The sequence below is a fragment of the Sulfitobacter sp. DSM 110093 genome (assembly GCF_022788715.1).
Taxonomy (GTDB): Bacteria; Pseudomonadota; Alphaproteobacteria; order Rhodobacterales; family Rhodobacteraceae; genus Sulfitobacter.
The window spans coordinates 2423286-2436879 of record NZ_CP085167.1; the positions used below are offsets into that span (position 1 = coordinate 2423286).

A 13594-nucleotide genomic window follows, 5' to 3' on the forward strand; every position below is an offset into this window, starting at 1 on the left:
GTTAATAGCAGATTAATACAACCATAGCATGTAAGAAATTCTGCGCCATCCGCACATTTCACCCCCGCTAAAATGGCGGGGTCGTCCTGCGTAAGTCCTTGTTTCATTACGTCCACAACGAAAAACCCCCGCAGCCGGAGCCACGGGGGTCATATCTCAATCAGCGGGTCAGGCTTAGTCGCGGGCCGCCACCGTGTCTTCCAGCGTGCGCAGGCCGGTCGTGGGGGCCTGCACCAAGACGGACATGTTGCCCGGTTTATGCTCATTGCGCATCATCTTCATATGCGCCTCGGGCAAATCGGCCCAGCTAAAGACCTCGGACATGCAGGGATCAAGGCGGCGTTCCATCATCAGTTTGTTGGCCGCGCTCGCCTGTTTCAGGTGGGCAAAGTGGCTGCCCTGCAAACGCTTTTGGTGCATCCACATATAGCGCACGTCGAACGTCAGGTTGAAGCCAGAGGTGCCCGCGCAGATCACGACCATGCCGCCTTTTTTTACCACGAAAGTCGAAACAGGGAAGGTCGCCTCGCCGGGGTGTTCAAACACCATGTCGACGTTCACGCCCTTGCCCGTGATGTCCCAGATCGCCTTGCCGAACTTGCGAGTCTCGGTGAACCATTCCTTATATTCGGGTGTGTTCACCGTCGGCAGCTGGCCCCAGCATTTGAAATCCTTGCGGTTCAATACGCCCTTGGCCCCCAGATCCATTACAAACTGGCGTTTGCTTTCGTCCGAGATGACGCCAATCGCATTGGCCCCCGCCGTATTGATTAACTGGATCGCGTAAGAGCCCAAGCCACCGCTCGCGCCCCAGACCAGAACGTTCTGACCGGGCTTGAGGTCATGCGGCTCATGCCCGAAGAGCATCCGGTAGGCGGTGGCCAGCGTCAGCGTGTAGCAGGCGCTTTCTTCCCATGTCAGATGTTTTGGGCGCGGCATAAGTTGCTGGCTTTGAACGCGGGTGAACTGCGAGAATGACCCATCTGGCGTCTCATAGCCCCAGATCCGTTGGCTGGGGGAATACATCGGGTCGCCGCCGTTGCATTCTTCGTCGTCGCCATCGTCTTGGTTGCAGTGGATCACCACCTCATCGCCGACCTTCCAGCGCGTGACCTTATCGCCCACCGCCCAGACGATGCCCGACGCATCAGAACCTGCGATGTGGTAAGGTTGATTGTGACCGTCAAAAGGGCTGATCGGCACGCCGCGTGCGGCCCAGACACCGTTGTAGTTGATGCCTGCCGCCATCACCAAAACCAGCACGTCTTGGCTATCGAGTTCCGGCACTTCGACGACTTCTTGCAGCATCGCACTGTCCGGATCACCATGACGCTCGCGCCGAATGGCCCAAGCATACATCTGTTTCGGGACATGACCCATGGGGGGCATCTCCCCCACTTCATAGAGGTCCTTTTGCGGGGCGTCGTAATCGGCGTGTTTCGTATCCAGTGCCATTTGGGCCTCCTGCCGGTAGCGGTCTCAACAACGTCTGTGCCGCACTGCAGAATCGCCGCGGCTCTCCTTTGGGATATGATCGGTCGCGCAACATTGCAACCCCAAACGGGTCTAGTTTGTAATTTTATGACCCAGCAGCCGCAGCAATTTCTGCCGCGGACGCAGCATCGGGACGCGCAAAATGTGCAATAGAATTAGCATAGAAAGCCAGAACCGGCTCCTGCCCCGCTACTATTTGCAGGCCATTCTTACTTTCGGAAATGACGCCACGTTTCTTAAGCCGCGCTGTGGCGCGGGCGACCCGATCAGGCAGGACATCAGGCTTTGGAACACGGTTGCGCATTGGCATCTGCTCCAACGTCGCGTTCACTTTCGCCAGCAGATCAGCCTCAGACAGCGGTGCATTTTCTTGCAGCATCACCCGCGCGATCAACGGTACGGTCAGCACCGGCATCGCCTGCGCGATCCGGTCCATCAGCATCTCGGAAAGCTCGGAGACCGGCACCTCCGCACCCGTACGCCGTAACGACAGCGGATCGCCAAAGGTCACCGCAGCGGTTCCGAACCGCGTGTCATGCCCCCGCATTCGCCGCCACATCTTGCGCAGAACAAAGCCCACAACCACCGTGATCCGTGCACCGAAGCGACGGTCGCCACGCTGCCCGGCGGCGATCAGAACCCGGTCTTCCAGCACGCGGTCATAGTTAATCGCGACGGGCACAAAGATGATGTCGCGGTCGCCCTCGGGGTCAAAGCCTTCAACCACATAGGACAGCAACCCCACCTTCGGCGGCTGCAAAGCCCCGGTCAGGCTCAGCCCCCCTTCGGGATAAAACGCCTGCGTTACCCCACCCGCCGTGGCCATCTGCACATAACGCGCCAATACCTTACGATAGAGCGCCCCGCGCGAACGCCGCCGGATAAAATACGCACCCATAGACCGGATCAGCGTGCTCAACGGCCAGACCCGCGCCCATTCCCCCACCGCATAGCTCAGCGCCGAAGACCGCGCAGCGAGGTAGGTCACCAACATGTAATCCATGTTCGAGCGGTGGTTCATGATAAACACAACCGTCGCATCGCGTGGCAGGGCGGCGAATGTCGCCTCGTTGCTGGCAGCCGTTTCGATCCGGTACACCGAATTGGCCAAAAGCCGCGCCAGACGGATGCCAAAGCTGAAATAGGCAAATGTCGAGAAACGGGGTACGATCTCATGTGCGTAACCGCGGGCTTTTTGAAACGCGACGTTTTCAGGTACGCCATTGCTGCGCGCGTAATTAACGATCTCTTGGCTGACTTCGGGGTCATAGATCAGCCGCTGAATCATGTCATGCCGCCGCGCCAGTTTGAACGGCTCAATCGGCCGCGTTAGCCGCTTGTTCAGCCGCGCCACCGCCCGTTCAAGCCGCCGGCGAAAGAACCAGCGCACCGAGGGCAGCAGAAAATGGCTCAGCGCCGTGACGGCTGCGAAAACCACGATGAGGATGAACAGCCAAAGGGGCAATTGCACGGTCTGCGTCATGGGTTAACCCTTACAGCGCGGGGCCGAGAGGACAATATTTATCTGTTTCCACGCGTACTGCCGCGACTCAGGTGATGCCGCAACGCAGCGAATTGACAGAGGCATATTATTTCGCCTATCAACATCCTAACGCAACTTTATTGCCACCAAGATTCAAGAGGCCACGATGACCCAATCGCAGAAAGACCGCCCCTGGCTCATTCGCACCTATGCGGGCCATTCCACCGCCGCCGCCTCCAACGCGCTTTACCGCTCGAACCTAGAGCGCGGCCAGACCGGCCTCTCGGTCGCTTTCGATCTGCCGACTCAGACCGGCTATGACAGCGACCACGTCTTGAGCCGCGGAGAAGTGGGCAAGGTCGGCGTGCCGGTAAACCACCTCGGCGACATGCGCGCGCTGTTCGACGGCATTCCGCTTGAGCAGATGAACACCTCAATGACGATCAACGCAACGGCCCCGTGGCTGCTGGCGCTTTATATCGCCGTGGCCGAGGAGCAGGGCGCGGATGTGACCGCGCTGCAGGGCACGGTGCAAAACGATCTGATCAAGGAATACCTGAGCCGCGGCACCTATATCTGCCCGCCCGCGCCTTCTCTGCGGATGATCGCGGATGTGGCCGAATACTGCTATACCAATGTGCCAAAATGGAACCCGATGAACGTCTGTTCCTACCACCTGCAAGAGGCCGGGGCGACGCCTGAACAGGAATTGGCCTTTGCGCTGGCCACTGCGACAGCCGTGTTGGATGCGCTGAAACCCCGTGTCCCCGCGGAAGATTTCCCGCAATTGGTGGGCCGTATTTCCTTTTTCGTGAACGCAGGCATCCGCTTTGTCACCGAAATGTGCAAAATGCGTGCCTTCGTAGACCTTTGGGATGAAATCTGCCGTGAGCGCTATGGCGTTGAGGACCCGAAATTCCGGCGTTTCCGCTATGGGGTGCAGGTCAATTCACTGGGGCTGACCGAACAACAACCCGAGAATAACGTCTACCGTATTCTCATTGAAATGCTGGCTGTGACCCTGTCGAAAAAAGCCCGTGCCCGCGCTGTGCAATTGCCCGCATGGAACGAAGCGCTCGGCCTACCCCGCCCATGGGACCAACAATGGTCAATGCGGATGCAGCAAATTATGGCCCATGAAACCGACCTTTTGGAATTCGACGATCTTTTCGACGGCAACCCAGCGGTCGACGCCAAAGTCGAATTGCTCAAACAAGGCGCGCGCGCGGAATTGGCGAATTTGGACGGGATGGGCGGTGCTATTTCCGCGATTGATTACATGAAGGGTCGTTTGGTCGAAAGTAACGCCGACCGTCTGCGCCGAATTGAAAGCGGCGAAACCGTGGTTGTCGGAGTAAACAAATGGCAACAAGGCGCGCCCTCTCCGCTGATGACGGGCGCGGGCGATATCATGCAATCCGATCCGGGGGCAGAAGCCGATCAACTTTCCCGGCTTGAAGCATGGCGCGCGGACCGCAATGACGATGCAGTGAAAAAGGCGCTGGCCGATCTGCGCCTCGCGGCTGAGAAGGGTGAAAACATCATGCCCGCCTCAATCGCCGCCGCAAAGGCTGGCGTAACCACCGGTGAATGGGCCGCTCAGATGCGCGCGGTACATGGGGAATATCGTGGCCCCACAGGGGTTTCCGCGGGCCAATCGAACAAGACCGAAGGGTTGGATGATCTGCGTGATGCAGTAGATGCGGTGAGTGACCGTCTGGGCCGCAGGCTCAAGTTCCTCGTCGGCAAACCGGGGCTTGATGGCCACTCTAACGGGGCCGAACAGATCGCCGTTCGCGCCCGCGATTGCGGCATGGACATCAGCTATGAAGGCATCCGCCTGACCCCTGCCGAAATCGTCGAGGCCGCAAAAGCGGAAGACGCCCATGTTGTCGGCCTGTCGATCCTTTCGGGATCTCATGTGCCACTTGTCGAAGAACTTATGAAACGCATGGCAGAGGCCGGGTTGAACCATGTCCCGGTAATTGTCGGCGGTATTATTCCAGAAGCCGACGCAACCCGTCTGCGGGCCGCCGGGGTAGCGCAGGTATATACGCCTAAAGACTTCGAATTGAACGTGATTATGCATGATATCATTACGCTCGCCGACCCTGCTGCCGTAGCCGCCGAGTAGTCTGACACAAAATATATCGTGCAATTAGCGAATTAGCTCTATAATTGCCCTGACCAGCACAATCTGGAAAGGAAAAATCAGATATGGAAAAAGACCTGAAATCCATGAGCCGCAAGGATCTGGAGAAACTTCTGTCGGATGTCAAAAAGGCATTGCAGGCGGCGCAGTCGCGCGAACGCCGCGCTGCGCGCAAAGCGGCCCAAAAGGCTGCGGCGGAATATGGCTTTTCCCTCAATGACTTGGCCGAAGAAGCACCCGCACCCAAAAAGGCTAAGAAACCACGCAAAGCGGCAGCCGGCCCGAAATCAAAACCCCAATTTGCCAATCCGGAAAACCCATCCCAGACTTGGACCGGCAAAGGCCGTCAGCCGAATTGGTTTCGCGCACAGGTAGAAAAAGGCAGCGATCCCGAAACAATGCGGCTTTAATCAACGTCCCGGCGAATTGTAGGGCACCGCGCGAATTGGGTTTCGCCGGTGCCTTTTTTTGTGGCAATAACGCATTTGTGAATTAACTTATTGGTACCCCGGCCCCTCTAGGTGCCGCCTTTACGTCATCCATCACTCCCCTTGTGAACCGCACCGCCCACAGGCAAAATGCGCGAAACATCAGGAGATAAAAATGACCGTCCATATTGGCGCCAAACCCGGCGATATTGCCGAAACCGTATTGATGCCCGGCGATCCTTACCGCGCAAAATGGGCGGCTGAGACTTTTCTCGAGGGGGCCGAATTGGTCAACGAAGTCCGCGGGATGCTGGGTTTCACCGGCACATGGCGCGGCAATCGCGTAACCATCCAAGGCTCTGGCATGGGCATGCCATCCCTGTCGATCTATGCCAATGAGCTGATGACGGAATATGGCGCGCAGACTTTGATCCGCATCGGGTCCTGCGGCGGGATGCAAAGCCATGTTGGCATTCGTGACGTGATCATAGCTATGACCGCCAGCACCATCACCTCGCCGTCTTCGGGCATTTTCCGAGAGATGAATTACGCACCTTGCGCCGATTGGGGGCTATTGCGCGCAGCCGTGAGCGCTGCGGAAAAGCTGGACGCCAAGACCCATGTCGGCGGCATCTATTCCTCGGACGTGTTCTACGCTGAGCGCCCCGATCTGGACGAGCAGATGGTGCGCCACGGTATTTTAGGGGTCGAGATGGAAGCGGCGGAACTCTACACGCTGGCCGCGCGTCACAAGCGCCGGGCGCTGGCTGTGTTGACGGTCAGCGATCATTTGCAGACAGGCGAGGCGCTGCCGTCTGAGGATCGTGAGAAGAGTTTTGGCGATATGGTAGAGATTGCGCTGGAGGCGGCTTTTGCGTGATGCCTGCGCCCGTTGAGAGGGCGGACGGTATTTGAAAAAGGATGAAGGGGAGCGGTGAAAGTCGCGCCCCTTTTTGCTGTTTGGGGGTATCAAAGACGGGGTGTGTCCAGTCCTTTGAGGCAGCGGTCGGGGGGCCCTTCTGCGCGGTAGGCTTCGGCCCCGCAGGCGACACAGTAGTATTTGCGCAAAGCGCCCTTGTCGCCTGCCCGGTCTTCGCGCCAGCGGCAGTCCCGCGTGGGCGCATTGCGGCGGGCAAAGATCAGCACGATCACAAAGACAATAATGATGACAAAGGGTAGGATCATGGGAAAACCAAAGGCCCGGCGCTTGGCCGGGCCTTGTTGTCTTTAGACGGTCCGTTCGACCATCAGCTTCTTGATATTGGCGATCGCCTCTGCGGGGTTCAGCCCCTTGGGGCAGGTCTTGGCGCAGTTCATGATCGTGTGGCAACGGTAGAGCTTGAACGGGTCTTCGAGGTCATCCAGGCGTTCGCCCGTCGCCTCGTCGCGGCTGTCAATGATCCAGCGGTAGGCGTGCAGCAGGGCGGCCGGCCCGAGGTAGCGGTCGCCGTTCCACCAGTAACTGGGGCAGGAAGTCGAGCAGCAGGCGCACATGATGCACTCGTAAAGACCGTCGAGCTTGGCGCGGTCGTCGATCGACTGTTTCCACTCTTTGCGCGGCTCAGGCGTCTCGGTTTCCAGCCAGGGCTGGATCGAGGCGTGCTGGGCGTAGAAGTGGGTCAGATCAGGAATCAGGTCTTTGACCACCGGCATATGCGGCAGCGGGTAGATTTTGACCACGCCGTTGATCTCTTCCATGCCATAGGTACAGGCCAGCGTGTTGATCCCGTCGATGTTCATCGCGCAGGAGCCGCAGATGCCTTCGCGGCAGGAGCGGCGGAAGGTCAGCGTGGGGTCGATCTCGTTCTTGATCTTGATCAGCGCGTCGAGAATCATCGGCCCGCAATCGTCCATGTCGACGAAATAGGTGTCGAGCGCCGGGTTCTTCCCGTCATCGGGGTTCCAGCGATAGACGTGGAACTCGCGCAGGTTGGTGGCACCTGTTGGCTTGGGCCATGTCTTGCCGCTGGTCATGCGGGAGTTTTTGGGAAGCGTCAGTTGAACCATTGTGCGTCTCCTAAAGCGTCATGCCAGCTGCAGGCGCGGCGGCCAGCAGGCAGGTGCGGGTCTCGGGGCGCGACAGGATCGTGCGCACGGTGCCCGTTGTTGTGTCTTCCACGCCGACCACGGTGGCGCGGGCCAATTCGCGCAGTTCCAGCGCGTCGGCATTGTCGATGATGCAGTCGGTGAAGGGGGTGATCAGCTGTTTTGGCACCTGTGGAAAGCGGGTGGCCAGAACTTCGGTCACCACGCCTTTTGAGGTTTGGCGGGCGGTGTCATCCACCGCCTGCTGAACTTCAACACAGCCCGAAAGAGCGAACAGCGTGGCCGCGATGAGTGCTGTGCGAACCATCAATACACCCGTGCCTTGGGGGCGATCTTCTTCATGTCGATGCCGCCTTCGGATTCGTCGGTCAGCGGATCGAGGTGCACGGCGCGGTAGGTGAGTTTCGCGTCATTGCCATCGAACCACGCCAGCGAGTGTTTGCGCCATTCGTCGTCGTTCCGATCCGGGTAGTCCTCATGCGCGTGCGCGCCACGGCTTTCTTTGCGCGCGGCGGCGGCGGTGATCGTGGCGGTGGCGTTGGGCATCAGGTTGGTCAGCTCCAGCGTCTCCATCAAATCAGAGTTCCACACGAGACTGCGGTCGGTGACATGCAGATCGTTCAGCTTGTCGGCCACTTCGATCATTTTCTCACGGCCCTCTTCCAGCGTCTTGTCGGTGCGGAAAACGGCGGCATCGGCCTGCATGGTTTTCTGCATCTCAAGGCGCAGTTCCGAGGTCGGCGTGCCGCCCTTGGCATTGCGCAGACCGTCGAAACGATCAAATGCCTTTTCCACCGATTTGAGGTTCGGCGCGGGCACCGGGCTGTCGGCGTCGACGATCTTGGCCGCGCGGATCGCGGCGGCGCGGCCAAAGACCACGAGGTCGATCAGCGAGTTCGAACCCAGACGGTTCGCACCGTGTACCGAAGCACAGCCCGCCTCGCCCACTGCCATCAGGCCGGGTGCGATGGCGTCGGGGTTGTCGGCGGTCGGGTTCAGCACTTCGCCCCAGTAGTTCGTGGGGATGCCGCCCATGTTGTAGTGCACCGTCGGCAGCACCGGGATCGGCTCTTTCGTGAGATCCACACCGGCAAAGATACGCGCGGATTCCGAGATGCCCGGCAGGCGCAGGTCCAGCGTTTCGGGCGGCAGGTGGTTCAGGTGCAGGTGGATGTGGTCTTTGTTTTCGCCCACACCACGGCCTTCGCGTATTTCCATCGTCATGCAGCGCGAGACAACGTCACGCGAGGCGAGGTCTTTGTACGTCGGCGCGTAGCGTTCCATGAAACGCTCGCCTTCGGAGTTGGTGAGGTACCCGCCCTCGCCGCGCGCGCCTTCGGTGATCAGACAGCCCGCACCGTAGATGCCGGTGGGGTGGAACTGGACGAATTCCATGTCTTGCAACGGCAGACCCGCACGGGCCGCCATGCCGCCACCGTCGCCGGTGCAGGTATGCGCCGAGGTGGCCGAGAAATAGGCCCGGCCATAGCCGCCTGTCGCCAGCACCACCATCTTGGCGCTGAACAGGTGCATGGTGCCGTCGTCGAGCTTCCAGCAGAGCACGCCTTGGCAAACGCCGTCGTCCGACATGATCAGGTCGATGGCGAAATATTCGATGAAGAACTCCGCGCTCTGCTTCAGCGACTGACCGTAAAGCGTGTGCAGGATCGCGTGGCCGGTCCGGTCGGCGGCGGCACAGGTGCGCTGCACGGGCGGGCCTTCGCCGAATTCGGTGGTGTGGCCGCCGAAGGGGCGCTGATAGATCTTGCCCTCTTCGGTGCGCGAGAAGGGCACACCGTAGTGCTCAAGCTCGTAAACCGCCTTGGGCGCTTCGCGGGCGAGGTATTCCATCGCATCCGTGTCGCCCAGCCAGTCAGAGCCTTTGACCGTGTCATACATATGCCACTGCCAGTTGTCGGGGCCCATGTTGCTCAAGGAAGCCGCGATGCCACCCTGCGCCGCTACGGTGTGCGAGCGGGTTGGGAAAACCTTGGAGATACAAGCCGTGCGCAGCCCCTGCTCCGCCATGCCCAATGTCGCGCGCAGACCAGCACCGCCTGCCCCCACCACGACAACGTCATATTCGTGGGTTTCATATTCATATGCTGCCATTTAATCGGTCTCCCGTTTGGGCGTATTGTTTACAGGGCGAGCTTGGCGATGGCGAAAACGCCGACCGCTGCTGCGCCGTAGCTGATGATGGTCATCACGATGAGGGCGATCTTGTTTGCCAGCCCGTGGACATAGTCCTCGATCAGAACCTGCACGCCGTCATTGAAGTGTTTAAAGCCCACGATCAGCGTCAAGGCCGCCACGATGGCCGGGAATGGCCGCGCGTAATAGGCGAGAATTTCTTCATATGTCCCGCCAAGCGCACTGCCGAAGGTAAAGACGAACAGCGGGATCAGCACCAAAAGCGCCAGCGAGGACACTTTCATCGCCCAGAAATGCGCGGTGCCAGTTTTCGCCGAGCCAAGGCCACGGGCGCGTTTGCGATCTGTCATGTATGCCATGGTGTCGCTCCTCAAACGATGATGATGGTCAGGATGGTCAGCACGACCGACCCGATCAGTGCCGCGATGCCCAGCTTTTCAGCAGTCGGCACGTCGAGCATGCGGCCCGTGTCCCAGATCAGGTGACGCACGCCAGCCAGCGTGTGATACCACAGCCCCAAGAGCGACAGGGTGAACACCAGGTCACCGAACCAGCTGGTCATGATCCCGTTCACGGTATCAAAATACTCTGCCGAGGTCGCCGCAGCGAGGAACCACCACACGATCAACAGCGCGGTGATCAACATCGCGTTGCCGGTGATCCGGGTGAGAATCGACGTCATAGAGGTCAATTGTGGGCGGTAGATCGTCAAATGCGGGGAAAGCGGGCGATTACCCCGGTTCACATCGGCCATGGCGCGGTCCTTTGTCCTGTGCTTTGTCCTGTGCTTTGCATCTTGATAGCGGTTTTTACAGGACTGTCACGGGGAACTGCTGGGATTCTGCGAGGTTTGGCCGGTGTTTCGGTGGAAAAATGACAGACTGATGTGGTCATGCCCGCTTTTGTGATCACAGCAGATTATCGTGTGATCACAAATATAGCATCCCCTCGGAACGAAAAAGCGCGCCCCGTGAGGGACGCGCTTTCCAAATGGTATGTTCTGGCGCTTACGCGAGGCTCTCGTCGATGCCTTTGCAGGCTTCGACCAGACCTTTGACCGCGTTGACGGAGTTGTCGAACATCGTCTGTTCGTCTTTGTTCATCGAAATCTCGACCACGCGCTCAATACCACCGGCACCGATCACTGTAGGCACGCCGACGTAAAAGCCGTTGAGGCCATAGGCACCATCGACATGCGCCGCTGCAGGAAGCACGCGCTTTTGGTCTTTCAGATAGCTTTCTGCCATCTCAATAGCCGATGTCGCAGGCGCGTAGAAGGCCGAACCGGTCTTCAGGAGGCCAACGATTTCGGCACCGCCGTCACGGGTACGTTGCACGATCGCGTCAAGTTTGTCCTGTGTGGTCCAGCCCATCTTGACCAGATCGGGCAGCGGGATGCCTGCAACGGTGGAGTAGCGCACCAGTGGCACCATCGTGTCACCGTGGCCGCCCAGAACGAAGGCGGTGACGTCTTTCATCGAGACGTTAAATTCGGATGCAAGGAAGTGACGGAAGCGCGCAGAATCAAGCACACCTGCCATGCCGCAGACTTTCTCATGCGGAAGGCCAGAGAATTCACGCAACGCCCAAACCATCGCATCAAGCGGGTTGGTGATGCAGATCACGAAAGCGTCGGGCGCGTGCTTGGCAATGCCCTCGCCCACAGATTTCATAACCTTGAGGTTGATGCCCAGCAGGTCATCGCGGCTCATGCCCGGCTTGCGTGCAACGCCAGCGGTGACGATGCAAACGTCTGCGCCTGCGATATCCGCATAATCCTGCGTGCCCGACATGGTCGCGTCGAACTTGCCCGATGGGCCAGAGGATGCGATGTCGAGCGCTTTGCCCTCGGGTGTGCCCTCAGCAATGTCAAAAAGGACGACATCGCCCAATTCTTTCAGTGCTGCGAGATGGGCGAGAGTGCCGCCGATTTGCCCCGCGCCAATAAGCGCGATTTTGGGTCTGGCCATGGTCATGTCTCCGACAGAGGTTTCATTTGCGCCGGAGATACCGAAATGCACCGTCCCGTGCAAGTTGCAGCATTACGCAGCGGCTAAACACTGCCCTCACCACGAAAAAGGCCGCCCCAAAGGGCGGCCAATTGCTGAAACTTAGAGCGGAATATTATTCAGCTTCGTATTCGGGTTGCGATTCCAGACGCTCTTCGGTGCTGTCGATGTAGATACGCACATCGTCACCTTCGACGTTTTTCAGAACCTGCAGCTCATCAAATGTCACGGCCACTGGCTTTTCGCCCAGACCAAGGAAACCGCCTACGTTGATGACAACACGGTCAATCTGGCCGTCGTCACCAAGCAGCAGCGAGTCGATTTCGCCTACGGTTTCATCATTGGCACCATATACATAGGAACCTTCAAGGTCTTCGGCAGTCATCTGCTCGATCATGCCCGCTTCGGCGGTTTCATAACCTTCGCGCTCAACTTCTGGGCGCGGCAGCATGTCACGCTCAACGGTTTCGTCACCAGTGATTACGGTGGTGTTGGCGTCAGCTTCGTTGACAGCTTCTTCTGTCTCGGCTTCGGCGTTTTCCATCATGGTGTCGGCTTCTTCCGCCATTTCCTCAGATTCGGCTTCTACTTCATGGGCCATTTCTTCGGTTTCGGCTTCAACGTTCTCGGCCGCGTTCTCAGCGTCCTGCGCCATTTCGTCGGTCTCGGCCTCTACTTCGTTGGCCATTTCCTCGGTTTCGGTTTCGGCGCCGTCGACGACTGTGACGTTGTCGTCAGTCTCAGTCATCGCCTCGCCTTCCATGGCTTCACCTTCCATCTCTTCGCCGTCCACCATGGGGCGTTCGAATTCAGGGGCCTGCTCCAGCATTTCTTTCGAGGTGTTCACAACGAGAAAACGATCACCGTCTTCGTCGTTCAAGATGGTGATCTTATCCATGGAGATGGACACGTCGCGTTCACCCATGCCAAGGAAGCCACCGATGCCAAGAATAACGGCAGTCACGTCACCGTCTTTGGTCACGATGATGTCGTTAATCTCACCGATATCATCCCACTCTTGCTCTGCGTCGGCTGCGACTGGTGTCGCGGCATCGACTTCGGCTTCAGAGTTATAAATCCGCATACCGATCAGGTCGGATGCAAGGAAGTCTGTCTGCTCAACGGCGACGTTGCCAAAGCCTTCGGAATGCGCGTCGGCAAAGGCTGCGCCGGACATGGTCAGTACGATGGCTGTGGTGCTCAAAAAACGTTTCATTGTAGTACTCCTTCCAGTGAGCGAGTGTTGTTCGCTCTTCTGGAACCACAACCCGAATGGCCTCATCCAGTTCCACCGCTGCTTAAATAAATAGCGCCAGCCGCCATGCCCAAAACGCAAAAAAGGCGGCCACTGGCCGCCCGCGCCTTACTTAACCGTCAGACGTATTACGCATCCTCACCCTTGGCTGGTAACGCTTCGGCCAATTCCTCAAACCCCTGCCCCGACGCGACCAGACATGTGATCCCGTTGGTGCCCGTTACCGTGATCGTCCAACTTCCCGTCTGGCTAGAGGCAAAGACTTCGACCACCGCATTATCGCCGCCCAGCCCCATAGACTGCCGCGTTTCACCGAATCCATCGGCCAGCCGCAGCACAACGTGGTCGCGTGGGGCGCAATTGCCGCGCGTCTGCGCTTCTGTCGTGGTGGCAAGCACCAAGGCCGACGCGGCGGTCAGCGCAGCAAGGTGAAAGATCTTCATTAAACGTGTCATGGCATCTACCTCTGCATCAAAAGGCGTGGCCCTTGGGACTGGCGATGCGCTCTATCTCACATCGGCCCGTGGGCGGCCTAGGTTGAAATGACTGCACCTGCTGTGGTGGGATGTTTCG

General features: G+C 58.8%; 14 protein-coding genes. 3 read left to right on the forward strand and 11 right to left on the reverse strand.

What is annotated here, in order from left to right; all coding sequences use genetic code 11:
* Nucleotides 1–174: 174 nt before the first annotated feature.
* Nucleotides 175–1455, reverse strand: coding sequence for a crotonyl-CoA carboxylase/reductase (gene ccrA / locus DSM110093_RS11910; protein ID WP_243265285.1), 1281 nt, complete (start codon nucleotides 1453–1455; stop codon nucleotides 175–177).
* 124 nt (nucleotides 1456–1579) lie between these two features.
* Nucleotides 1580–2977 (reverse strand): 1-acyl-sn-glycerol-3-phosphate acyltransferase, encoded by a 1398-nt coding sequence (locus DSM110093_RS11915; RefSeq protein ID WP_243265286.1) that lies wholly within the window; start codon nucleotides 2975–2977, stop codon nucleotides 1580–1582.
* A gap of 166 nt (nucleotides 2978–3143) precedes the next feature.
* Here DSM110093_RS11915 and DSM110093_RS11920 point away from each other — a divergent pair, with 166 nt between their 5' ends.
* The 3 genes from DSM110093_RS11920 to deoD all read left to right on the forward strand — a co-directional run bounded on the left by DSM110093_RS11920 (nucleotide 3144) and on the right by deoD (nucleotide 6437).
* Nucleotides 3144–5111: a protein meaA gene (locus DSM110093_RS11920; RefSeq protein WP_243265287.1), complete on the forward strand. Its 1968-nt coding sequence runs from the start codon at nucleotides 3144–3146 to the stop codon at nucleotides 5109–5111.
* An 83-nt stretch (nucleotides 5112–5194) separates the two neighbouring features.
* Nucleotides 5195–5539 carry an H-NS histone family protein gene (locus tag DSM110093_RS11925; protein WP_243265288.1) on the forward strand — a complete coding sequence of 115 codons (345 nt, stop codon included), beginning with the start codon at nucleotides 5195–5197 and terminating at the stop codon, nucleotides 5537–5539.
* Nucleotides 5540–5732: 193 nt separating this feature from the next.
* Entirely contained in the window at nucleotides 5733–6437 is a 705-nt protein-coding gene (deoD, locus tag DSM110093_RS11930) for a purine-nucleoside phosphorylase (RefSeq protein ID WP_243265289.1), read from the forward strand.
* Nucleotides 6438–6526: 89 nt separating this feature from the next.
* Here the strand turns inward: deoD and DSM110093_RS11935 are convergent, their stop codons facing one another.
* The 9 genes from DSM110093_RS11935 to DSM110093_RS11975 form a co-directional block, all read right to left on the reverse strand.
* Nucleotides 6527–6742: a hypothetical protein gene (locus DSM110093_RS11935; protein ID WP_243265290.1), complete on the reverse strand. Its 216-nt coding sequence runs from the start codon at nucleotides 6740–6742 to the stop codon at nucleotides 6527–6529.
* 42 nt (nucleotides 6743–6784) lie between these two features.
* The gene (locus DSM110093_RS11940) at nucleotides 6785–7564 is read right to left on the reverse strand and encodes a succinate dehydrogenase iron-sulfur subunit (protein WP_243265291.1); all 780 of its coding nucleotides are present in this window, start codon (nucleotides 7562–7564) and stop codon (nucleotides 6785–6787) included.
* Nucleotides 7565–7574: 10 nt separating this feature from the next.
* Complete coding sequence (locus DSM110093_RS11945; protein ID WP_243265292.1) at nucleotides 7575–7910, reverse strand: hypothetical protein; 336 nt, start codon at nucleotides 7908–7910, stop codon at nucleotides 7575–7577.
* Nucleotides 7910–9715: a succinate dehydrogenase flavoprotein subunit gene (sdhA, locus tag DSM110093_RS11950; RefSeq protein ID WP_243265293.1), complete on the reverse strand. Its 1806-nt coding sequence runs from the start codon at nucleotides 9713–9715 to the stop codon at nucleotides 7910–7912. Before sdhA ends, DSM110093_RS11945 begins: the two co-directional genes overlap by 1 nt.
* Before the next feature lie 29 nt (nucleotides 9716–9744).
* Nucleotides 9745–10116 carry a succinate dehydrogenase, hydrophobic membrane anchor protein gene (sdhD, locus tag DSM110093_RS11955; protein ID WP_067940260.1) on the reverse strand — a complete coding sequence of 124 codons (372 nt, stop codon included), beginning with the start codon at nucleotides 10114–10116 and terminating at the stop codon, nucleotides 9745–9747.
* 11 nt (nucleotides 10117–10127) lie between these two features.
* Nucleotides 10128–10511 (reverse strand): succinate dehydrogenase, cytochrome b556 subunit, encoded by a 384-nt coding sequence (sdhC, locus tag DSM110093_RS11960; RefSeq protein ID WP_243265294.1) that lies wholly within the window; start codon nucleotides 10509–10511, stop codon nucleotides 10128–10130.
* Nucleotides 10512–10764: 253 nt separating this feature from the next.
* Nucleotides 10765–11727, reverse strand: a complete 963-nt coding sequence (gene mdh, locus DSM110093_RS11965; RefSeq protein ID WP_243265295.1) for a malate dehydrogenase — start codon at nucleotides 11725–11727, stop codon at nucleotides 10765–10767.
* 154 nt (nucleotides 11728–11881) lie between these two features.
* Nucleotides 11882–12982, reverse strand: coding sequence for a PRC-barrel domain-containing protein (locus DSM110093_RS11970; protein WP_243265296.1), 1101 nt, complete (start codon nucleotides 12980–12982; stop codon nucleotides 11882–11884).
* 167 nt (nucleotides 12983–13149) lie between these two features.
* A complete protein-coding gene (locus tag DSM110093_RS11975) occupies nucleotides 13150–13476 on the reverse strand; it encodes a hypothetical protein (RefSeq protein WP_243265297.1) in 327 nt (108 codons plus the stop codon).
* Nucleotides 13477–13594 lie beyond the last annotated feature (118 nt).